This window comes from Cyclobacterium sp. L-R, from assembly GCF_056859355.1.
Window position 1 is genome coordinate 1 of sequence record NZ_JBSXOH010000050.1, and the last position, 22,752, is coordinate 22,752.

Annotated in this window: 19 protein-coding genes; 8 read left to right on the top strand and 11 right to left on the bottom strand. The window is 40.0% G+C overall.

What is annotated here, in order from left to right; genetic code table 11:
• Positions 1 to 201 (top strand): hypothetical protein (locus AC13EX_RS05580; protein WP_482891906.1); only part of this gene is annotated, 201 nt, incomplete at its 5' end.
• 190 nt (positions 202 to 391) lie between these two features.
• Here the strand turns inward: AC13EX_RS05580 and rluF are convergent.
• Both rluF and AC13EX_RS05590 read right to left on the bottom strand, forming a co-directional pair.
• Positions 392 to 1,123, bottom strand: coding sequence for a 23S rRNA pseudouridine(2604) synthase RluF (gene rluF, locus AC13EX_RS05585; RefSeq protein WP_048644390.1), 732 nt, complete (start codon positions 1,121 to 1,123; stop codon positions 392 to 394).
• A 15-nt stretch (positions 1,124 to 1,138) separates the two neighbouring features.
• Positions 1,139 to 2,125, bottom strand: coding sequence for a D-alanine--D-alanine ligase (locus AC13EX_RS05590; RefSeq protein WP_482891965.1), 987 nt, complete (start codon positions 2,123 to 2,125; stop codon positions 1,139 to 1,141).
• A 107-nt stretch (positions 2,126 to 2,232) separates the two neighbouring features.
• On the opposite strand from AC13EX_RS05590, the gene AC13EX_RS05595 reads away from it, so the two are divergent.
• Both AC13EX_RS05595 and AC13EX_RS05600 read left to right on the top strand, forming a co-directional pair.
• Complete coding sequence (locus AC13EX_RS05595) at positions 2,233 to 3,192, top strand: hypothetical protein (RefSeq protein ID WP_482891907.1); 960 nt, start codon at positions 2,233 to 2,235, stop codon at positions 3,190 to 3,192.
• Between the two features lie 215 nt (positions 3,193 to 3,407).
• Complete coding sequence (locus AC13EX_RS05600) at positions 3,408 to 3,908, top strand: tail fiber domain-containing protein (protein WP_482891908.1); 501 nt, start codon at positions 3,408 to 3,410, stop codon at positions 3,906 to 3,908.
• A gap of 464 nt (positions 3,909 to 4,372) precedes the next feature.
• Here the strand turns inward: AC13EX_RS05600 and AC13EX_RS05605 are convergent, their stop codons facing one another.
• Genes AC13EX_RS05605 through AC13EX_RS05615 form a run of 3 tightly spaced genes read right to left on the bottom strand, consistent with a single transcriptional unit; the run spans position 4,373 to position 9,391 of the window.
• A complete protein-coding gene (locus AC13EX_RS05605) occupies positions 4,373 to 5,440 on the bottom strand; it encodes an NHL repeat-containing protein (protein WP_048641194.1) in 1,068 nt (355 codons plus the stop codon).
• Between the two features lie 9 nt (positions 5,441 to 5,449).
• Entirely contained in the window at positions 5,450 to 6,877 is a 1,428-nt protein-coding gene (locus AC13EX_RS05610) for a DUF1501 domain-containing protein (RefSeq protein ID WP_048641195.1), read from the bottom strand.
• 15 nt (positions 6,878 to 6,892) lie between these two features.
• Positions 6,893 to 9,391, bottom strand: coding sequence for a DUF1549 domain-containing protein (locus AC13EX_RS05615; protein WP_482891909.1), 2,499 nt, complete (start codon positions 9,389 to 9,391; stop codon positions 6,893 to 6,895).
• 354 nt (positions 9,392 to 9,745) lie between these two features.
• Here AC13EX_RS05615 and AC13EX_RS05620 point away from each other — a divergent pair, with 354 nt between their 5' ends.
• The gene (locus tag AC13EX_RS05620; RefSeq protein ID WP_482891910.1) at positions 9,746 to 12,490 is read left to right on the top strand and encodes a DUF1553 domain-containing protein; all 2,745 of its coding nucleotides are present in this window, start codon (positions 9,746 to 9,748) and stop codon (positions 12,488 to 12,490) included.
• Between the two features lies 1 nt (position 12,491).
• Complete coding sequence (locus AC13EX_RS05625; RefSeq protein ID WP_482891911.1) at positions 12,492 to 13,952, top strand: DUF1501 domain-containing protein; 1,461 nt, start codon at positions 12,492 to 12,494, stop codon at positions 13,950 to 13,952.
• A gap of 142 nt (positions 13,953 to 14,094) precedes the next feature.
• Here the strand turns inward: AC13EX_RS05625 and AC13EX_RS05630 are convergent, their stop codons facing one another.
• Positions 14,095 to 14,601 carry an amidohydrolase family protein gene (locus AC13EX_RS05630; protein ID WP_482891912.1) on the bottom strand — a complete coding sequence of 169 codons (507 nt, stop codon included), beginning with the start codon at positions 14,599 to 14,601 and terminating at the stop codon, positions 14,095 to 14,097.
• Positions 14,583 to 15,134: a hypothetical protein gene (locus AC13EX_RS05635; RefSeq protein ID WP_482891913.1), complete on the bottom strand. Its 552-nt coding sequence runs from the start codon at positions 15,132 to 15,134 to the stop codon at positions 14,583 to 14,585. The genes AC13EX_RS05630 and AC13EX_RS05635 overlap by 19 nt, the downstream gene beginning before the upstream one ends.
• A 385-nt stretch (positions 15,135 to 15,519) precedes the next feature.
• Between AC13EX_RS05635 and AC13EX_RS05640 the strand changes: the two genes are divergently transcribed.
• The gene (locus AC13EX_RS05640; RefSeq protein WP_482891914.1) at positions 15,520 to 16,026 is read left to right on the top strand and encodes a phosphohydrolase; all 507 of its coding nucleotides are present in this window, start codon (positions 15,520 to 15,522) and stop codon (positions 16,024 to 16,026) included.
• A 29-nt stretch (positions 16,027 to 16,055) separates the two neighbouring features.
• Here AC13EX_RS05640 and AC13EX_RS05645 read toward each other — a convergent pair whose 3' ends face one another.
• Together AC13EX_RS05645 and AC13EX_RS05650 are read right to left on the bottom strand one after the other, a co-directional pair.
• A complete protein-coding gene (locus tag AC13EX_RS05645) occupies positions 16,056 to 16,784 on the bottom strand; it encodes an NAD(P)-dependent oxidoreductase (RefSeq protein ID WP_482891915.1) in 729 nt (242 codons plus the stop codon).
• 140 nt (positions 16,785 to 16,924) lie between these two features.
• Positions 16,925 to 17,791, bottom strand: a complete 867-nt coding sequence (locus tag AC13EX_RS05650) for an SDR family oxidoreductase (protein WP_482891916.1) — start codon at positions 17,789 to 17,791, stop codon at positions 16,925 to 16,927.
• Positions 17,792 to 18,104: 313 nt separating this feature from the next.
• On the opposite strand from AC13EX_RS05650, the gene AC13EX_RS05655 reads away from it, so the two are divergent.
• Together AC13EX_RS05655 and AC13EX_RS05660 are read left to right on the top strand one after the other, a co-directional pair.
• Positions 18,105 to 19,295, top strand: a complete 1,191-nt coding sequence (locus tag AC13EX_RS05655) for a CynX/NimT family MFS transporter (protein ID WP_482891917.1) — start codon at positions 18,105 to 18,107, stop codon at positions 19,293 to 19,295.
• Positions 19,296 to 19,603: 308 nt separating this feature from the next.
• Positions 19,604 to 20,206 (top strand): DUF2179 domain-containing protein, encoded by a 603-nt coding sequence (locus AC13EX_RS05660; protein ID WP_048641203.1) that lies wholly within the window; start codon positions 19,604 to 19,606, stop codon positions 20,204 to 20,206.
• A 9-nt stretch (positions 20,207 to 20,215) separates the two neighbouring features.
• On the opposite strand, the gene mtgA is transcribed toward AC13EX_RS05660, so the two are convergent.
• Both mtgA and hflX read right to left on the bottom strand, forming a co-directional pair.
• Positions 20,216 to 20,911: a monofunctional biosynthetic peptidoglycan transglycosylase gene (gene mtgA, locus AC13EX_RS05665; RefSeq protein WP_482891966.1), complete on the bottom strand. Its 696-nt coding sequence runs from the start codon at positions 20,909 to 20,911 to the stop codon at positions 20,216 to 20,218.
• Positions 20,912 to 21,346: 435 nt separating this feature from the next.
• Positions 21,347 to 22,612, bottom strand: coding sequence for a GTPase HflX (hflX, locus tag AC13EX_RS05670; protein ID WP_048641205.1), 1,266 nt, complete (start codon positions 22,610 to 22,612; stop codon positions 21,347 to 21,349).
• Positions 22,613 to 22,752 lie beyond the last annotated feature (140 nt).

Genomic DNA, 22,752 nt, shown 5'->3' on the forward strand with positions numbered 1-22,752 from the left:
AAACCCAAAATAACCTGCTGTAGGAGAAGGAGTCGAACCTCCACGGGGCAGTTAGGAAAAATACGAGCTCGCTATTTTCTTTATTCTGTGTTCCCCACCCCCGAGACAGGAGGGCATGTCTGCCAGTTTCATCATCCTACAATATATATCATCAATAAAATACCTGTCTTTATTGACCAAAGACCTTTTGTCTTTGTTTGATATGTCAAAGGTAATAAAAAGATCATAAAATTAAAATTTTGGCAATAAAACAATTCAATTTTTACATTATAATTTATATTACAGCTATTATATTGCCATAAATTAATTTTAGATATAATTTTATAGCCTGAAATTAGAAAATCCTTAACGACAAAAATTCTTAGCAGCAAACTCAAGTAAAAACCCTTATTTATTCAGCATCTGGGGCAGTCTTTGAAGAATCTTTTACCAAATATTGAATTTCATCTAATTCTTCAGCAGACAAGTCCCTCCATCTACCTTTGGGCAGGTCTAGAGAAATATTCATGATTCTAACCCGCTTGAGGGCAACGACTTTATAGCCAAGGTAATCGCACATCCTTCTTATCTGCCGATTGAGGCCTTGGGTAAGGATGATCTTAAAAGTGTCCTTTTTCAGTTGCTTGACGTAACATTTTTGGGTGACAATGTCTAAAATGGGCACACCTTTACTCATCCTATCAATAAAATCTCCTTCTATGGGTCGGTTTACTTTTACTATGTATTCTTTTTCATGCGCATTCCCCGCCCTCAATATTTTATTAACAATGTCCCCATCACTAGTCAAAAGAATAAGTCCCTCACTCGGCTTGTCTAATCTGCCAATATGAAAAATCCGCTGTGGGTGATTGATGTAGTCTACTATATTGTCTTTTACTTTTGTGTCTGTGGTACAAATAACACCTACGGGCTTATTGAAAGCAATGTAGACATGCTTTTCTTTTGGTGCGGAGACCACTTCTCCATCCACTTTCACCACATCTCCAGGAACAATTTTAGTACCCATTTCAGGTACCTTATCATTAATGGTCACCCTATTGGCCGCAATCATCCTATCAGCTTCTCTTCTGGAACAATAGCCAATTTCACTTAGAAACTTATTTATCCTGACTTCACTTTTCACATTCAACTATTTAAATTAATGCCACATTTCTTCAATCAGCTCTGTATAGAAATCCTTAAGGTTCATTCCTACTGCTTTTACCTGCTGAGAGATAAGACTAGTTTCCGTTTGCCCAGGTACAGTATTGATCTCTATAAAATAGAAGTCATCTGTTTTTGTTTCCAAAAAATAATCCATCCGTACCGCTCCCTTACAATTCAATTTCCGGTAAACTTGTTCGGCTATTTTTTTGACCTTTTCTACATCTCGTTCATCCATTCTTCCTGGAGTAATTTCTTCAGAAACACCAGGCTTGTATTTGGCTTCAAAATCAAAAAATTCCTTTGAACTGATGATCTCTGTCGAAGGAAGAACGGTAATTTTCCCTTTGGCTTTATAAATCCCTATAGAAAACTCCCTACCACTAACAAATTCCTCCACCATCACCTGATCATCTTCCTTAAAGGCCAAGTCTAAGGCCAAGTCCAACTCTTCGGCATTTTTCACCTTGCTCATCCCTATACTACTACCTCCATTATTGGGCTTGACGAAAATCGGCAAGCTCAATTTTTCAAGTAACTCTTCAGCCAACCCATTATAATTTTCAAATAGCTGCACTGATTTGGCCACATGCAAATCAGGAATATCCGCTATGATGTTCTTGGTATAAGCCTTATTCATGGTAATAGAAGAAGTAAGGGAATCACAGGTTGTGTATGGAATTCCCAACATATCAAAATACCCTACAAGCTTACCATCTTCCCCGGGAGATCCGTGGATAATATTAAACACCCCATCAAATTTGATCTTTTCCCCAGCTAAGCTTATAGAGAAATCATTAAAGTCTACAGGTATTTTATCTCCATTTGCAGCCAAATGATAACAACTGTCTTGATAAACATGGACCGGCCAAACCTCATAACGGTCCTCATCTAGGTGTTGCGCCACTACAGCAGCACTCTTTAAAGAGACTACTGACTCCCCAGTATAGCCTCCCATGACCAACGCAATCTTCTTTTTAATCATTAATCTCAATTTTGATGCGAGTTACAAGAATATTTTGTAAATAAAATCATAAATAACTAATTTGATAAACAATTCCACATGGAATTGCGATCTACAAAAAGATTATGAAAGTCCTTTTCTACCTGTGTGTTATTTTACCTCTTGTATTCTCATGCAATTGGTCTTCAGAGGATCCTCTACAGAGTAAGCAAATCCTGGAGGGCTACCACATTACCACTATTGATTTTGATAAGGCAGGCAATGCATGGCTGGGAACATTAGATCAGGGATTACTAAAATTTGATGGCCAAAACATAAAAGTATATCCCGAAATCACAAAAATGATTCGAGTATTAAAAGTAGATAGCAAAAATCAAGTCTTTCTTGCTACAGATGGCCTCGTAAAGTTTGATGGTGAAAATTTCACCCGATACGATCCCAGCAATACCCCTGGTATGGAAGGTGTTGTTATGGATTTGGACATCGATTCAAAAGACCAGGTTTGGTTTGCCATGGGAGGATTTAACAGCGGCGGATTAGGTAGACTGGATGAAGAAAGCCTCACCTTCTACACTCCGGACAATTCACCTTTAACCGCCCATTGGGTAAGCGGTATAAAGGTAACCCGCAAGGATGAAGTATGGGTTTCTTCCCAAACCAGCGTAGGCAATGTGGAACTAGCCAAAATAAAAGAGGGGGAATGGAGCCTCTACAATACGGATAATTTAGGCTTTAATCCATATTCCATCACAAATCTGGAAGAAAACAGCCGTGGAGACTTGGTAGCCGGGATTGATTATTCCTTTTCAAGCTCCAATACCAGTGGTAGGCCACCACTTTTTACCTTTGATGAAAAGGTTGGCAAGCAGATTAATGCCAACAAATCTTTTCAAATTAGCAAAATTCTAGTTGACAGTTTCGATAGAATATGGTGTGCCGGATATACAGGATATGCAATCTATATGCATGAAAGCTGGTCCTACGATGAAGAAACCTTTAAGGACATAAGCGTATTCAGTATTTCTCAGGCCCCAAATGGCGAAATATGGATGGGCACAGGTGATGGAGTGTACGTCATTGAGTAATTAGAAAAGTAATTTCAGGAAATTTTAATACCAATGCAGCCCTGCAGCTTCCATTGCGGTGAAGCAATAATACCCTCATTGTAAGTCTATTGCTATTTAATTCACCAAATCGCTTGTTTAAGGCCATGCTATTGAAAAATCAAACCAGAAATATTTTTTCTTACAACATATTTTTTAAATTGATTATAATATAAAACATTATAAACCTTTCCATTATGAAACCTAATATTCAATTTGCGCTTATTTTAATCTTAAGTATAGGAATATTGTCCTGCTCATTAGACGATGATGACAAAGATATTAAAGTCGAAATCTGTAATAATGGTATTGATGATGATTCCGATGGACAAATAGATTGTGCTGATGGAGATTGTTCAGAAGATGACAATTGTATAATGGCCGGTTCAGATTACAGGCTAAAAGACAATATTTCTTTACTTCAATATGGGCTGGCAGAAGCACTGCAATTGGATGCAAAAATCTACACCTATAAATCTGATGAGTCAGCAGAAAAGCGTATGGGTTTTATGGCTCAGGATGTACAAACAATAATGCCTGAATTGGTAAGTATAGATAAATCCGACCAACATCTAAAACTTAAATACATGGATCTAATGGCCGTTTTGGTAAATGCCATCAAAGAACAACAAAAAATAATTGAAGCCAACCAACGGCAAATAGAAATGCTTAATTGTGAAATCGAGATGCTAGAGTAACACTAGCAATAAGAACCAAATACTTCCTCCTACTACCAATACTAACCTAATGTGTTCTCCATTGGGCTTTAGGTTGAGATTTCACCCTGTTTGGAGATGTTTTTCGATTAAAGGAGCCAAGAATTTAAGGACATGTTCCTGTGGGAACCAAAAGAGGGGTGTAATACCGCTTAAATGAAAATCAATTGCCACAAAAAAAGCCATCTTCAATAAAAGATGGCTTTTTTTGTCCGTTTTATAAAATCCTCTGTTAAACTCGGATTATGTAATAGGATTTCTCCGTCCTGACAATAGTTAGGGGTGAAGCATGTCCCGTGTTTACGGAAAGTTTTGCAATCGCAAGGAAATCAGGCTGTTTGGAGATTTTAGCATAGCACCGCTATGGTGAAATTGAATACAGCAACGAAGTGGCTGATTTTAAAGCGATTTCAGCACCTAATAGAATGTCTATTGCATATTTCGGGTTAAACCCTTTCCAACTTAACCGGATAGGTTTTTTGGGAGGCCCATTGTGGAACGTAAATGTTCTCATCTCTGTCTACACAGACATCATGCGGATGCATAAATCCCTGGAAGCTCATGTCTTTGCGTTGTTCCTGAAGTTCTCCATTTACATATTCCGGAGCAGTACCTCCTGGAGTGGAGACTACCTGGTCATTTTTGTCCAAAATGGTGATATAACCGGAATTTGGATAGGCTTGCGTGGTACTTCTGTAGACAGCAGCATAGACATTGTCTCCTCTCAAAACAGGCCTACAAACAAATGAACCTGGTGTAGGAATTGTTTTAATGTATTTTCCATCCAAGGTAAAACGCTTGTATTGCATATTTCCCCTATCTGTAATTAATAAAGTAGGGTTGCTTTTGTCTCTTGTGTCTACCAAAATACCATGGCAGCAGTTAAAGGTTTCATTGGTTTCTCCTTTGCCACCAAACTGACGAATCAACTCCCCTTTGGCATTGTATTGGGTCACGTAGTTTAAACCGTATCCATCTACAATGTAAATATCACCGTTGGCAGGGTTGATGGCCGTCTCAGTGGGGACAAATTGCTTGGGATAGGCATAATTACCCGTTTCTCTTGGGTAATCTATAACCATAATCTCTCTACCTTTAAGGTCAGTTTTGATCACCTGACTACGGGTATTGTCTGAGATATATAAAAACTCCTCCCCACCTTCATCACTGATAGTAAGCCCATGTGCGCCAGGATAGGTAGACCCCCAGGTCTCCAGCAACTTTCCGGATTTATCATAAATGATGACATTGTTCTTGGTCTCATTCGTCAAAAGGATCAATCTTCCTTTTGCATCTTCCACCATTTCATGACAATCATTTACAGGATTTTTCACTGGATCCAAATTGCCCCAGCCTTCTATGACCTTATAACGGTGAGAACCATGGCCTAGTAAATTGTCTTTTTCCATTGCGTAAGTTTTATTTACAATTATATTGGGAACAACTGCACCGGCGAGTACGGTCAGACCTGACTTTTTAAGGAATTCCCTTCTTGGGTTTAAGTTTTCTTTCATGGTTCTAATTTAAGCGAATAAATCCATTTCTGCCTCCCCATGTCCATCAGGAGTGGTATAAAAAGGACGTTTTTCTATTTCATAATTCGTTTCTGGATCCATTCCAAGGGCATGGTAAATGGTTTGGTGTAAGGCAGCTATCTTAATGGGCTTCTCTATACTTTTACAAGGTCTCTCATCTGCAGTTTTTCCATACACATGCCCTCTTTTAATTCCTCCCCCAAACATCAAGACTGAGCAGCCATCCGTAAAATGCCTGTGCATACCGTAATTTTTAAGGTCTTCAATAATATCAGGAACCTCTACCTGATCTTTTACTTTGGCTCCCGGCCTGCCTTCTGTTAGCATATCCCTGCTAAACTCACTGGCCAAAACCACCATGGTCCTGTCCAACCTACCACTTTCATCAAGATCTTTTATAAGTTGAGCGATAGGAGCATCAATTTGTTTTTTCATATCCGTAAGTCTAGTATGTCCATTTTCATGCGTATCCCAACCTTTGAAAGGCTCATACTCTGAGGTGACACTGATGAATCGAGCACCCTGATCTACCAGTCTTTTGGCCATAAGACAACCTAAGCCAAATTTCCCGGTATTGTAAATATCGTATTTCTCTTTGGGTTCAAGGCTCAGGTCAAAGGCTTTGGCCTCAGGAGAGTTCAATAACATATAAGCCTGTTCCATGGATCGCTTTAAGGATTCTTTTTGGTAGTCACTACCAAATTCCCCCATGGCACTTTCTTTTATTAAATTTTCGTAAAGTTGATTTCTTGCTTCAAACCGCTTGGTAGACATCCCTACAGGTGGTCGAACACTATCCAAACCAGAAGTTGGATCTGGTATTAGGAAAGGCCCATATTCACTGCCTAAAAATCCTGCACTATGAAAAGCTTTCAACTCTTCTCCTTCACCTACAGTAAAACGCTGTCCAATATTTATAAAAGGAGGAATAACAGGATTCACAGGCCCCAATTCTTTGGCCATCCATGAACCCATATGAGGCACCGCTACTGATTGTGGTGGCTCATAGCATGTATGCCAATGATATTGATGGCGGGTATGCAATATATGCCCCAGGTCAGCCGCCACATAAGAACGGATCAGGCTTCCCTTGTCCATTATCTGACCAATGTTTTCAAGTCCTTCAGAAAAATTTATCCCATCCAAAACAGTAGGAACTGCTTTAAAAGTACTTAAAACCTCTTTGGATTCCATTCCCTTTCTAAATGGGGTATATTTTTTAGGGTCAAATGTCTCTGTATGGGCCATACCTCCAGCCATATACAGTAAAATCACGGTATCTGCCGTACTTGTTAATTGCTCTTTCGGGGAGCAAGCATTCAATAAGGCTGAAATTGGAGCTCCTGCAGCCATGGCTGCTATAGAAGCAGCGCTAGTTTTCTTTAAGAAATCTCTTCTTCTCCAATTATAATTCATAGCTTTTGCTTTTGATCAGTAAATTAATTGAAATTCAGGAAGTAACAAAACAGCCCAAAATAAATCTTGAATTGCCTCAGGCTCTGGAGATTCTCCCAATACTGCCATGGCTATATTAAATTCATTCTGCTGAGGGTCTCTACCCAGTAATTGCCTGTATACTTCATGAACAATAATATCACCGGCTTCATACTTTTCCTTCCATTTGACAGCCCCTTCCTTGAGGGTATTGTTTAGCTGTTCACCATTCGTTAACTCCAGGGCTTGCAATAAACTTGCCTGACTGTCTCTACTCGTCATAACAACCTCCCTGTTTGTCCTACCAAGGGCCTTGAGAAGCCCATTATTGGCCACCAGTGCTGCCCGAACAAAGCCAATATCAGATTGCTCAGATACCGCCAATTCATTTGGGTTATATTTCATTTGCTCCTCACTAAAGATTGGGTGGATTTTTTGACTTACTCCATCAGAAAACTGTTCGGCAGTCATTCTACGTATCACAGCACCCTCAAAAACAAAATCATCATCCGCAAGAAACAATGGATTTTCTACGGCTACAGCCGGCTGTTGGTAAGCTTTAGAAATTGCAATCTTGTATATCAATTCCTTGAGATCATAGCCTTCATCTTCAAAATCTGTTGCCAGCCAATCCAATAGATCCTGACTCCATGGGATATTGTCCATTTCATCTGCAGGTTCCACCAGCCCTCTACCCATTAATTGCTTCCATATTCTATTAACAATAGTACGGTAAAGCCTTCCGTTGGCAGGTTGAACAAGGTAATTGGCAAGTTGTTCTAACTTTTCAGCCCTGTTGGCAGTGCTGTCAATTTCACCTAATTCTTCCCACAAAATCTTAGTCCCTGCCTTTTCTCCAGTAGGAATATCACAGCGGCTTACGACCAATGAGGAATCCGAAAAGATATTGGCAAAAGCATAGGCTTCTTCAAGTTTCCAATCACTTACAAAACTGTCATGGCAAGAAGCGCATTTCAAATTAAGCCCTAAAATAACCTGTCCTACATTTTGAGCTGCTTGCATTTCGGTGACCTGACTGGCATTTACGTCCCCTCTCCATCGTATGCCTTCTATAAAGCCTTTCGATTTTTCATCCGGATTCAACAATTGCTTTACAAATTGGTCATAAGGTTTATTGTCCCGAAGGGAACTGTACAACCAATCCGTAATGGCATACCGACCTTTGGTGATATAACCTGTACCAGTATAATCATTTCTCAAAGCATCATTCCAAAAAGTCAACCAATGAGTGGCATAATCGTCATCTCTATCTAGAAGCTCTCTTACTTTTAAGGCCCTTTTGTCAGGTCTGCTGTCCTTTATAAAAGCATCATATTCTTCGGTAGATGGTTGAAGACCTAAAAGGTCAAGGTATATTCTCCTTAAAAATACTTTATCATCAACAGGCGCTTTCCAATCAATTTCTTGTTCTTCGAAATATTCATCTACCCAAATGTCAATAGCTTGATTCAGATCTTTTCTAGGAGCTGGTAAATTTGGTCTCCGGGGTGCAAGTTCTGCTACTCTGTACACACTTACATCTTCTGCAGCATCCGGCCAAGGAGCTCCCTTGTCAATCCAGAAAGAAATTAACGCAATCTCATCATCAGAGAGCACTTTCCCTTTGGAAGGCATGGCTTCTTTATGGTCTTTAGGAAGTTTTATTCTACGAACCAGGTCACTTTTCCCAGCATTTCCCGGAATGATTACCGGCCCGGACTCTCCACCTTCAAAAGCAAACTCCTTCGTATCTAGCCTCAACTCACCTTTTATCTTGGCATCGCTGTGACACTTATAGCAATTATGGGCAAAAACGGCCCTAACCTTACCAACCAATTCAATTTGCTTTTGCTCACTTAATTCTCCTTCGGATTCAAAAGCCACAAGATCTATATCCAAGTCCTCCGTAGAAAATTCGGGTTCATTCCATGGCAAGGTCTCTGTTAAGTACTCTTCTCCATGAGTCAAAGAGGCACCAAAATGTCCTGCTACAGACACTGCCACGGCAGTAACAATAAGAGCAACCCGAAAAACTTTAACTCCTTTGGCGTTTTGACTGCCAGTGGTTTTTCCCATCAAGACAAGTAAGAAAATACTCAATAAGGCAGTCCCTATTCCTGTCCACTGATGAATATCAAGCATGCTACCACCATAGTCTTCTATGTTTGCTAAAAGCAAACCTAAGACAACAGCTACGATTGCTCCAACTGCTCCTGCCCATACCAAGGCAGTAATGCCTGGTCTAAGCTTGTGGTTAAAGTCTTTGAGTGTAAACAACTCAAGCAGGGCCGCTAATATCAAGAAACTCACAGGAAAGTGAACTGCAAGTGGGTGAAGGCGCCCAAAAAGCTGCCATAACCAGAAAGAAGTTTCTGCCTCTTCTGCCTGAAATAGCAAGACCGTACCAAAGGCCTGCACCTCAATTGAGACACCCAAAACCAAGAAAAAAACTATCCCACAGAATAATAACAGGTTATCTTTATTCATCTTAATCATTAATTTCAATTTTTTATCTCAGCAGGCAATACACACATTTTTCATAAGCTTGGCCAAGAAAAGAACATAAACCTAAAAAAAATAATCCACTTATTAGCAAGCAAATGGCTTCATAAAATAACTGCAAACACAGTCAATTACTAAACTTAACACAAGAGCTGCTTGTTACAATACTATTAAAATTTTGCATTACAACTACCCTGTACTATCCTGCTTAATTGGTAAAAGTTAACTTATGATTTGCGTAAACACAAGACTTTTTACACCAACCTAAAAGATCAATACATATCTGGTCTTTGAAAATAATGCTTTATTTCATTACATTTAATGCCTTTGTCAGCTTAACTACCCAAAATGAAAAGCCGTTACCTCATTTTCTTAATGCCTCTCATTGTTGTCCTTACCTATTGGATGTGGTCTGGGGAAGAAAAGATAAGTTATAACCGTCAAATACGGCCAATAATCAACAATAAATGTATCTCCTGCCACGGAGGTGTAAAGCAATCCGGCGGATTTTCTTTGCTCTTTGAGGAAGAAGCGAAAATGAATACTGAATCAGGCAAACCGGCCATTATACCAGGAGATGCAGGCGCTTCAGAAATGGTCAAACGCCTTACCCACCATGACCCGGAAATGCGTATGCCTTTGGGCAAGGCTCCATTGTCAACTGAAGAAATTGACTTGATCAAAGAATGGATCAACCAAGGTGCCAATTGGGAGAAGCATTGGGCCTATATAGCTCCGAAAAAAGACATAGAAGTACCGGAAGTAAGCATGGATGTGCCAGCACAAAATGAGATTGATCATTTCATTTTTAAGAAACTGGAGGAAATCGAATTGAGGCCTAATAAAGAAGCGCCCAAAGAATTACTGCTAAGAAGGCTTTCATTGGACATTACAGGATTGCCCCCAACACTGGAAGCTTACGAAGAATTTATAAGCGATACATCTACTATGGCTTATGAGAAAACAGTAGACAAATTACTTGCTTCTCCTCGTTTTGGAGAAAAATGGGCTGCTTTCTGGATGGATCTTGCACGGTATTCCGACTCCAAAGGCTATGAAAAAGACTTGCACAGAGAAATTTGGAAATACAGGGACTGGCTAATTAATGCCTTTAACCAAGACATGCCCTTTGATCAATTTACCATTGCCCAATTGGCTGGAGATTTACTACCCGAACCAACAGAATCGGACTTATTGGCTACGGCTTTCCATAGAAACACCATGGCCAATGATGAAGGGGGAACCAATGATGAGGAATTTAGAGTAGCTGCAGTCATGGAGAGAGTGGGCACAACCTACGAAGTCTGGCAGAGTACTACCATGGCTTGTGTCCAATGTCACAGTCATCCTTATGACCCCATCAGGCATGAAGAATTTTACCAAAGTCAGGCATTCTTTAACAATACACAGGACAAAGACCTATACAATGAACAACCAAAAGTTTTCACCTACCAAGCTGAAGATAAGCAAAAAGTAAAAGAATTGCTTTCCTGGGTCAATGACAAGCTCAAACCTTCAGAAAAGCTACCCAAAATTTCGGATGAATTTTTACACCAACAAAAGGAAGATCTGCTCTATAACCTGGGGTATAGAAAGGTAGAAGCAGAAGAATTTCAGGACAAAAGCAGATTTATAGAATTGGTAGCCCATGATCAGGAATCCATCTGGCAGGTACAAGACAGTTCATGGATCATGTTTGAAAATGTGGACCTGGATCAGGTAACTGCCATTTCCTTAGGCTATGCCTCTATTTATGGCGCCCAACTAGAGATCAGGCTGGACTCCATGTTAGGTGAAATCATTGGAAAAGGAAACTTTGGTATTACCGACAAAAACTTCCCAGGAAACAAACCAAAGGACTGGGAAACCTTAAAGGTCCCTATTAAACCTGTATCAGGTAAAAGAGATGTTTTTTATTACTTTAAAAAAGACAAAACTTTTGCACAAGATTTAATCCGATTAGACTGGGTATTTTACCATGAAAAATCTCCATCAATAGACAAGTATCCACAAAGCATACAGGCCAAATTAGTGGAACTTTCAAATGCTAAACCTGTACAGACACCTATTTTAAAGGACTTACCTAAATCCAACGCTCGAAAAACCTATGTATTTGAAAGAGGAGATTGGAGATCAAAAGGAGAAGAGGTAAAAGCTGGAATCCCTGAAATCATGGGTACACTATCTAGTCAGGAACCCAATAGGCTAGACTTTGCCAAATGGCTGGTTAGTGGTGAAAACACCCTGACCTCACGGGTCTTTGTCAACCGCATTTGGGAACAACTGTTTGGTTATGGCATCGTCGAAAGCATGGAGGACTTTGGAAGTCAGAGCATTCCTGCAAGTCATCCAGAATTACTGGACTGGTTGGCTGTCAACTTTCAGGATGAAATGAAATGGTCCATGAAGACATTGATCAAAAAGATTCTTATGTCTCAGAGCTATAGACAAAGTTCCACTACTGACGAACAAAAGATGAAAAAAGACCCTTATAATAAATACTTATCTAGGGGTTCAAGAACGAGGTTACCGGCAGAAACCATTAGAGATCAGGCTTTGGCCATCAGTGGCTTATTGAATGAAAAACAGTTAGGGCCAAGTGTAATGCCTTACCAACCTGAAAACATCATTAGTTTTAATGGTAAGTTTTGGTTTCCTAGCGAAGGAGAGGAAAAATACCGAAGAGCCGTATACACCTACTGGAAGAGAACACACCCTTACCCTTCCTTTGTCACCTTCGACAGTCCATCAAGGGAAATTTGTACCTCCAGAAGAATCAGAACAAACACCCCGCTTCAATCATTGGTATTGTTAAATGACCCCGTATACATAGAAGCTGCGGAGGCTTGGGCGCAGCGAATATTGAAGGAAAGTGCCGGGGACATTAAGCGTGGTATAGAAAAAAACCTTCAGTTGGTCACTGCCAAAAAACCAGAACCAGAAAAAGTGGAAGTGTTGCACAAGCTTTATCTGGAATCACTCGCCTACTATGAAGGAGAGGGTAAAGATCTGGACGATAACGCTCAATTAGCCGCCATGCGGATCGTAAGCAATGCCATGTTAAATTTAGATGAATCTGTAACCAGGAGATAGGATGAATATTTGGGAAGAAGCAATTATCCGTGAAGCACAGTACAATAGCAGGCGTCATTTTTTAAAAAAATGCACCTCTGGACTTGGCGCATTGGCCATGGGCTCACTTATCGGCTGCGGTAGCAAGTCTAGCCCTGATCCGGCAACCTCATTACTTGGAAAAAAAGCCTCACATTTTGCGCCAAAAGCAAAAAGTGTGATTTTCCTTCACATGGCAGGTGGTCCTTCTCATTTGGAGCTATTTGATTTCAAACCCACCTTGCAGGAATTAAATGGCAAAGATACGCCCCAATCCCTGATGGAAGGAAAAGAGTTTGCTTTCTTGAAAGGGACGCCTAAACTACTAGGCCCTCAAGCCAACTTTAGCCAACATGGCCAGTCAGGCGCTTTTGTCTCTGATTATATGCCTGAATTTGCAAAAATGGTGGATGAGGTAAGTTTTCTAAAAGCCATGCATACCAACGAATTCAATCATGCCCCAGCCCAGTTGTTTATGCACACTGGCAGTCCCAGGCTGGGCAAGCCAAGTATAGGGGCCTGGTCGACCTATGGATTGGGTACTGAAAATGAAGACCTTCCAGGTTACGTGGTACTTACCTCTGGTGGCGGAGCCATTAGTGCGGGTAAAAGTGCCTGGGGAAGTGGCTTCCTTCCAACCATCTACCAAGGCGTACAGTGTCGTTCCGAAGGTGATCCGGTTTTGTTTTTGTCTAATCCAAATTCCATTGACAGCCACCTGAGAAAAAAATCCATTGATGCCATCAATCAAATTAACAAGATGGAATACGATGAATCAAACGATCCGGAAATATTAACACGCATCTCCCAATACGAACTGGCTTTCCGCATGCAAACATCTGTACCGGAGACCATGAACATCAACGATGAGCCAGAGTACATCCATCAAATGTATGGCACCAACCCCGGAAAAGCCTCTTTTGCAAATAACTGTCTTTTAGCGAGACGATTGGTTGAAAAAGGCGTGCGCTTTGTACAACTTTTCGATAACCGATGGGATACCCATGGCGTGGGTGCTGGTAATGGTGTAGGAGCAGGAATGCGCAGGTCTTGTAAAAACATTGATCAACCCATTGCTGCTTTGCTAAGGGACCTCAAACAAAGAGGCCTATTGGATGATACCCTTGTCGTATGGGGAGGAGAATTTGGTAGAACCCCAATGATGGAATCCAGAACAGGAGAAGGCTTTGATGGTAGAGATCATCATTTGGAAGCCTTCACCATGTGGATGGCAGGAGCAGGAGTTAAGAAGGGACATATTCATGGTGCTACAGATGAAATTGGTTACTATGGCATAGAAGGCCGTACCCATGTGCATGACTTGCAAGCCACCATCCTGGAAAGGCTGGGCTTTGATCATGAAAAGCTGACCTATGAATTCCAGGGAAGAAATTTCAGGTTAACAGATGTTCATGGCAAGGTCATCAATGAAGTGCTTACTTGATGGGTTATGTATTCCTCAACTTACCCTTAAACCGAAAATAGACAAAAAGCTCCTATTGCTGGTTTAAATAGGTGATAACCAATTGTGTAATTCGGGTTAAACTATTAATAACACCATATTCAGCAAAGGAAAACTACAGGCATTATTTCGTCACCTTATACCCAAGGTCGGCGAGGCTTTCCTTTACATGAGGATATAACCGCATGGCATTTTTATAATAGATTTTCTCCAAAACCTCTCTAGGCAATTCCAGGCCCTGGGTTTCAGGCCCTCCAAAAAAGCCTCCTTTTACCATATCTCCTGTCTCCAATATTCTAAAGGCTTTTACATATTGCTCCGCCCTAATACCTGCCTCTTCCTTGCTTTCTACCTTCCCGATGTCTGTACCAAATACAATCCTATCGGCCCACTCAATCATAAAAGATCGTAGATTGTCTCTATTGACCAAGTGGTAATATTGAAAAGTAGCAGCCAAATCAATATTCAAATTGGGGAAAGTTGCCAGCATGTTCCGCAAATAATCTATCTGCGCATCCTGACACAAAAGCCAGTTGCCATGGGCAGCCACCACAATCAAATTGGGATGTTTTTCTAGTACATTTCTCCAGGCATTGATCTGGGTCCAATATTCTATGGGTCGGCCAGCCATGCTGTCCTTTCACCGAAAGGACCATTTGGATCTGCCACATGGACTGAAGCACCCAAAAACCCTATTCTTTCCATTTCAGCAAAGGTCGCTTCATGGGCTGGATCGTCAATATAAGGAAAGCCATCTTCCTTCTTTTCTAGTGTTCGGTACCAAGGCCCTGACCAAATTTTATAGCCCACAAAACCTTGTTTTTTAAGGCCCTCTAAAGATTCCGGCGCATAACTTAATCCATCATGGGCTTTATAATCAGCAATTCCACAAAGCATTCTCCCTTCACTTGCTGTTTTTACTTCTTCAATATCTTCTATTGACTGCCGTCCATTGCCAAGGTTAATCCAAAATGCTAAATCAATGCCATTGCGTTCCCGCAATTTATCTCCAAGAACAAGGTAATTTGCAATGCCATCCAGGTCATTGGCCACATGGCTGTGCACATCGATTCTTGGGATGTCCGGATAATTCGTTTTATACTGACCGAACACTGGTATTGAAAGGGCTATTGTCATTAAAAACAGAAAGGAGGCGTATTTCATACCAACAATTGAGTTAGGTTAAAATCTAAGTCTTGAACTACAATAAGTAACTATCGCAACCCAAACATTAAATTTACAAAAGATACTCAATTAAATAAAATCCTCTTGAATTAGAAGGCATTCAATAAATTACGCTATCTGGACTTTGGTTTATATCAAAAATCCTCTCACTTTTATACTGGAAATAGCAATATAGAAATCAAGCTAAAAACCCTAATCTTAATACCCCACCAAATTGAAGTCTTTTCACTCAAAACTCACCATCCTTAATCAATTTATCATCTCTTAGTTCATTATTAGCTCATTGCAATCAGAAATAGTCAAGAAAACAGCCTATTCACTGCAAAGCTGAACCCAAATGGCTTTATTATAAATTTCAGATAACATGTTACAAAAAACCACCGAATACGCTATTTGTTCGCATCAGAAAGTCAACCATAAATATGGAGACAGGGATTATGCTTACCACTTAGAAATGGTATTTACTGTTGCTCAAAAGTTTATCTATCTAATAGCAGAAGAGGATCAAGAGAATGTTTATTGCGGCTGTTGGGTTCATGACATTATAGAAGATGCCAGAGAAACCTACAACGATGTTTTACAGAACACTAATGAAACCATTGCGGAGTTGGCATTTGCCCTAACCAATGAAAAAGGGAAAAGCAGAAGCGAAAGAGCAAATGACAAATACTACCAGGAAATGCATAAAACCCCAAATGCTGTTTTCATAAAATTATGCGATCGAATTGCCAATATAACGCATTCTAAAAGCCAGGGATCAGGTATGTACGAAAAGTATAAAAAAGAAAATGACAACTTTATACAAAAAACCTATAGACCCGAATTGGAAGACATGATCAAGCATATTGACGCTTTACTTGAAAAGGAATAAGCAGTTACAAACCATTCCTCCTGCTAGAATTACCTTGATCCTTCATTGTAAATTACTGGCATTTTACCTTTCCAAGATGCCCAAAGCTTATCATTTACAATCAGTTGAGCCATCGCATGCCCTACATTTACGCGACTGGTTTTTCCTGGATTAAAAATAGCACTTCTGATAGGTGATGGATATAGTTTGTAAACAGTGACCCTCTCCTCATTAATCAAAGAATCCGGACGGAGGACGACCCATTCTATTAGAGGGTTGTTTTGTCCAATATTTACCCGCAAATACTCTGCTGCTTCTTCGTTGTCTGAATGAGGCGGCAGCAATTTTCGAATTAAGCCAATGACTATCCTTTCCTTAAACGTAAGGGCTTCAACCAAATCCTTATTCCTGTTACCAGCAGTATTCATCAAGACAAGTTTTATAGGGTTATCCGCTCCTTTTCTTTCAATGGAATCACATAGCAACTGAACAGCATCCCTTACTAAATTTCTAGGCTTGCCAAATAGCCCACTCATAGACATATTGTGACCCAAGCAAGAGACTACTGCCTGACAATCCTTAATGTATCCAGCCATCTCCTCCACCCCAATCTCATTGATATTGGCAATGACAAGAGAACAATTACCCTTGTTTTTCCAGTGTTCTGGAATATTTCCAGTGGACCTTAGGATCACCTTAACCTCCTGACCTAATGCCAAAAGTTGTTCGACCAGTTTTCTACCTGTTGCTCCGCTGCCTCCTACGACTAAAGTTTTCATGTTTTAGGGCTTAAATAAATGCTTGGAATATCATTCTCTTTTAAATTTTCTGCGTCATTAAATAATAAAACCAACCGAAAAATCAATCGGTTTCGAATAGAATCCCTTCCCTTCGACTCTTCACAGAGATCAGCTAGGTTTTACTCCTTTTTCATTCGGTCCACTTCTTGGTTAAAAAAATCTTCAAGCCGCTTTGTCCCATATTGGTTGGCGATATTGTCCTCCGCCATAGCTGTTAAGAAAAATTCAATCGGCCCATAGGTTTTTGAAGAAGTAAAAGTCCGCAAAGCAACAATTGTCAGACGTCTTGTCCAATCGGGCAAGTGAAGGATTTTTATAGGTTTACCCCAAGCTTTTAAAGCAAGTGAAGCCACCTCATTTTGACTTAAAATATCTTGTCCTCCAACAGTGGCCTCCTTTTCTCCGGAAATCATTTTATCAACGCACACTTTTGCCAAATCCTCTCCATCAATGGGATTCAGTTTGAAATTGCCCTCACCAAATAAATATACCCTGCCGACTTTGGCCATTTGTAAAAAATCTTTCATGTCTGAAAAAAATCCATTTGGCCGAAGCACACAGTAGGTAATGTTTGCATCTTTTAGTTCCTCTACAAATTTTTCCTTGGCTTCAAAAATCTTTAAATGTTTCAGTTTATCCCCATTGATAGCTGAGATGTATTGAAATGATGCTACTCCATCATGTAAGGCTTCCTTCAATAAATTGGAATTGCCTTGGTAATCAACATCCATATAGGTCAAACCATCCTTCTGCCGGGTGATCCCAATGGTAGAAAAAACCCAGTCTATTCCTTTGGCTACTCCTTTCAGACTTTTTGAATCAGTAACCTCACCAATAAAAAAATCATCTACAGACTCAAACTTATCTTTTTGCTGTTCATTTCTAATGAGCGCCCTCACCAAATAACCTCTTTTTTTAAGTTCCTTTACCAAGTACTGACCCAAATATCCTGTTGCCCCTGCTACCAATACTTTCTTTGTACTCATCTTTAAACAATTAAGAAATGGTGGTTTCAATTTGAATTGTCTACGAATAAAATCTAAAATAGGATTTCAAATTCGATCAGAAATGCAATGATTCATTAAATTACCAATTCCATTTAAAGAACTAAGCCTGATTGCGAGACTATTTAAAACTAGCATGAATTTACTACTAAAGCCTTTGCAAAGAAGCAAGCCAAATCACCCATTAGCCTTAATAATTTCAGATGAAATCCCTTCAAAAAATGAAAATTAATGAAATTAGAATCCTTTTCTCCTTTTACGGAACCTTATATACTCCAAGATGGGTTGACCTTTCATGACTTTTAGCAGTACCATAAGCAGTTTAAAGGACAAAACAAGTAATCATTGGCTTGTATTGGGTATTTTATTGGTGTCCTTTAATCTAAGGCCATCCATTACTGCCGTAGGTCCACTTATTCCTTTTATCCGGGAGGAAATGTCTCTTTCACATGGCCTTGCGGGATTTCTTACAACGCTACCATTGCTTAGTTTTGCTGTTTTCTCTCTATTTTCCGCAGCCATTGGAGACTATTTTGGCAAGGCCAAGGCCATTTTTCTCGGGCTTCTTGTCTTAGGCATCGGTTCGCTTATTAGAGTTTCCGCTGGCCCTCTAGCCCTTTTTGTAGGCACAGCACTTACTGGCATAGGTATAGTTATCTGCAATGTTTTGCTTATTCCTTTGGTAAAGGCAAGAATGCCTAAGAAAACTGGAGCTGTTACGGGAATGTACAGCACTGGTATGTCTTTGATGGCAGCCGTCGCCACTGCATTAAGCGTCCCCTTGGCCATTGACCTTGGCTGGGGCTGGAGAGGGTCACTGCTATTTTGGAGCTCTTTGCTTTTTGTCGCCCTTATCGCTTGGTGGCCACAACTTAAATTAAGCCCTAAACCAAAGGTAAAGCCTGAAAAAACCAGTAAATCCGTGTGGAAATCAAGACTGGCATGGCAAGTAACAATGTTTATGGGCATCCAATCCTTCCTGTTCTTCACCCTGGTGACCTGGCTTCCGGATATGATGATAGAAAGAGGCTTGTCTCCAGTAGAAGCTGGATTGACGGCTTCTTTGATGCAAGTTGTAGGATTGACAGGTACATTTGTTGCCCCATTCATCGCTGTCAGGTACCAACAACAATCCACCTTCAATATGTCCATAGGCATTTTATATATTGTAGGTTTTGCCAGTTTATTTATCCCTATTCTATGGCTAAATATATTAAGCATTGGACTGGTAGGATTGGGAATGGGGGCTAGTATCAGTCTGGCTTATACTCTGATTACCCTTAGAACAAAAGGGGACAATTACACCGCAGCCTTATCCGGTATGGCACAGTCTGCAGGTTATTTCTTGGCAGCTTTTGGTCCTATGTTATTTGGTATGGCCTTTGATATTTGGCACAACTGGGACATGTTGATCTACTTGATGGTATTGGCCTCCTGTATGTTTACCTATTTCGGATATTTTGCGGGAAAGGACAAAACAATTTAACCAAGATCTCGCACTTTATTATTCCTCTTTTAGTCCAAAGATCAGTTGGTCAAAGGGCATTGATATGTACCTTTGTCTTCATCTAACTAGGGGCAAAAAAAAGGTTTAAATAATTTCAGTTATTTGCCAACAGATTTCCTGCTTTTGAAGGGAATGCATTAAAGGCCAAATGGTCCACCCCCTATTACTGACCTAACTATTAACATTAATAAAACCCTATAAATGACCATATTACAACTATTGTAAAATAATTATAAAAATCAGTTTACTTTCCTTACTTTTGCCTGCTCTAACCTTTCAGTATTCTCATGCAAGAATTTTTTGAATCCATTGGCATTTCCACACCTGTTTTTGATTATCTGGTGATGCCTCTATTGATCTTCTTTGCCAGGGTAGTGGATGTTTCCATCAACACGCTGAGGATTATGTTTGTGCTTAATGGCAAAAAGACCGTAGCTCCTATTTTAGGCTTTTTTGAAGCCCTTATATGGTTATTGGCTATAGGACAAATCTTCCAAAACATCAGTAATCCCATGTCCTACGTGGCTTATGCAGGAGGTTTTGCAACTGGCACCTATGTTGGCATGGTCATAGAGGAAAGGCTCGCACTAGGCAGAGTACTTGTGAGAGTAATCACTCCAGAACCTTTGCCAGAGCTTGTAGAGTACATGAAAGAAAAAGGGTACAGATTTACCTCTGTGGGAGCGGAAGGACGATATGGAAAAGTAATATTGATGTTCACTGTCATCAAAAGAGAAATGCTTAAAAGCTTTATCGGCAAACTTAAAGAAAGTCATGAAAAGGCCTTCTATACCATTGAGAGTGTGAAACGAATTTCGGAGGACGACTTGAACATAATGGAAGACAGACCTAGATTCACTAGCCGCCTAAGAAGTATCATAAGGAAATAATTCCAAACCTTACTCTTCAAATTTCACTTCTCCCAGGTTCCTCATATTCCTCAATATCCAAGCTTGTCTTTTTTTGATATAAGCAGTAGGCTTGTCGGGCCTCCACCTAATCGGGTTGGGGAGTACAGCTGCAATTAAAGCCGCTTCCTGCCGGGTTAATTTAGATGCTGGTTTCTTGAAATAATATTGAGCGGCAGCCTCTGCACCATAAATCCCATCTCCCATTTCTATCACATTCAGGTATACTTCAAGAATCCTTTCTTTGCCCCACAAAAACTCAATTAAAACAGTGAAATAGGCTTCAATCCCCTTTCTAATAAAATTTCTTCCAGGCCATAAGAATACATTCTTGGCTGTCTGATTGGAAATGGTACTTCCCCCTCTTAACTGCTTTCCTGTTTTGTTACCTTCAAAGGCCTTTTCTATGGCTTCCCAATCAAATCCACTGTGTGTCAAAAATTTCTGGTCTTCAGCAGCGACTACCGCCAAGTACAAATGAGGAGAAATATTTTCAATAGGCTCCCAGTCCTTCTTAAAAGCAAGGCTTTTGTCTTTTAAAATAGCTTGTTCCGCCGTTCTAATCCCCATTAAAGGCGTAAAATAAACTGGAAAAACGCTCAATAAAGCGACCAATACTATTGAGCCTACAAACAAGGCTAGCAACACCTTTCCTACCCAAGCAATTATTATCTTCAAAGAATGAATGTTTAATAAATTAAGCCACTAACAATTAAAAGCCTATCCTTCAAACCCTTAGAAGGCACCTTTTCCTTCTAATCAAAATTTAGGCCATAAAAAAGGCTTTTGAAGCAAGGAATAACTTCAAAAGCCCTTAAATGCCCCATGTACTCCGATCAAAATAACATCAGATATCAAGGGGCATGTATTAAACCCGAAATATGAAATAGACATTCTATTACGTGCTGAAATCGCTTTAAAATCAGCCACTTCGTTGCTGTTTTTAATTTCACCATAGCGGTGCTATGCTAAAATCTCCAAACAGTCTGATTTCCTTGCGATTGCAACACTGATCACAAATTCTATTACATAATCTGGGTTAAATCAATAATTAAAATCTTACCGGCTTTAAATTCTTCTAACCCTTTTACAAGATTAAAAACCCAATTCAATCATGATAACTCAATCCTCTTCCGGAAATTGTGACATGTCCAACACTTCATCAGCAAGGTAGTGAGGATACATTTTTTTATGAATCTTCTTTACTTCTGCTGTAATGCTTGTTCTAAACCCTTCAATATTGGTTGCGTTTTCGGCAGCCATAAATACCGGCTTGATGGCCGATTTCTTCGCATAACTCGCTTCCAATTTATCAAAATCAATAAAATTGGCCTGCTCCACTTCAAATTCCGACATTTCCATCAGTACTTCCTCTGAAGGCATTTTAGGAGCGATGTCAATTTTGTTGAAAACCATTATCATTGGCTTATCACCTGCACCCAATTCACTCAGGGTTTGATTGACAACAGCTATCTGATCTTCAAAACTGGGATGAGAAATATCCACCACATGAACCAAAAGATCTGCTTCTTCTATTTCAGAGAGGGTAGATTTAAAGGACTCAATAAGGTGAGTAGGTAATTTCCTGATAAAACCTACTGTATCAGAAATCAAGAAAGGAATATTCTCCAGCACTACTTTTCTCACAGTAGAATCTACCGTTGCAAAGAGTTTGTTTTCTGCTAGAATATTTTCTTTAGTCAATAGGTTCATCAAAGTACTTTTCCCCACATTGGTATATCCTACCAATGCTACCCTCACAATGCCTCCTCTACTTTTTCTCTGCGTCTGTCCTTGCTTCTCAATTTTCTTGAGCTTCTCTCTTAGGATATCAATTTTTCTGCGGATATCTCGCTTATCCGTTTCTATTTCTTTTTCACCAGCCCCACCACGGGTTGCGGTTCCTCCTCTTTGACGCTCAAGGTGGGTCCACATTCGGGTAAGCCTAGGGAGTAAGTATTGAAATCGAGCCAATTCCACCTGGGTTTTGGCTTGAGCGGTTTGTGCCCTGCTTAAGAAGATATCCAAAATCAACATGGATCTATCGTAAATTTTGATCTTCAATTCATTCTCCAGCACCTTTACCTGAGAGGGGCTCAGGTCCTCATCAAAGATGACCATATCCACCGCGAAATATTCGATATAAGCTTTAATATCCTCAAGTTTACCAGAGCCTACAAAAGACCGGGTATCAGGTTTATCCATTCTTTGGGTAAACCGATGAATGGCTTTTGCCCCCAAGGTTTCTGTCAGAAAGGCCAGCTCATCTAAATGCTCATGAACCAAGGCCTCAGTTTCATTTTGATGGATAAGTGCCACTAAAATAGCGGTCTCTTCCTTTGGAGAGGTATCTACTAATTTTGCTAATTTTCTACTGTGTTTACTCATTCAGAAAGTATAATTCTATCTTTTTTTAATTCAGTAAATCATAACGCATTCTTGCGGCAATAGATTCACTATCAATTAAATTAAATAACCCTGCTCTAGGATCCCTCTTTACTTTATTTTCTTTTTACTCCCAACTTTAA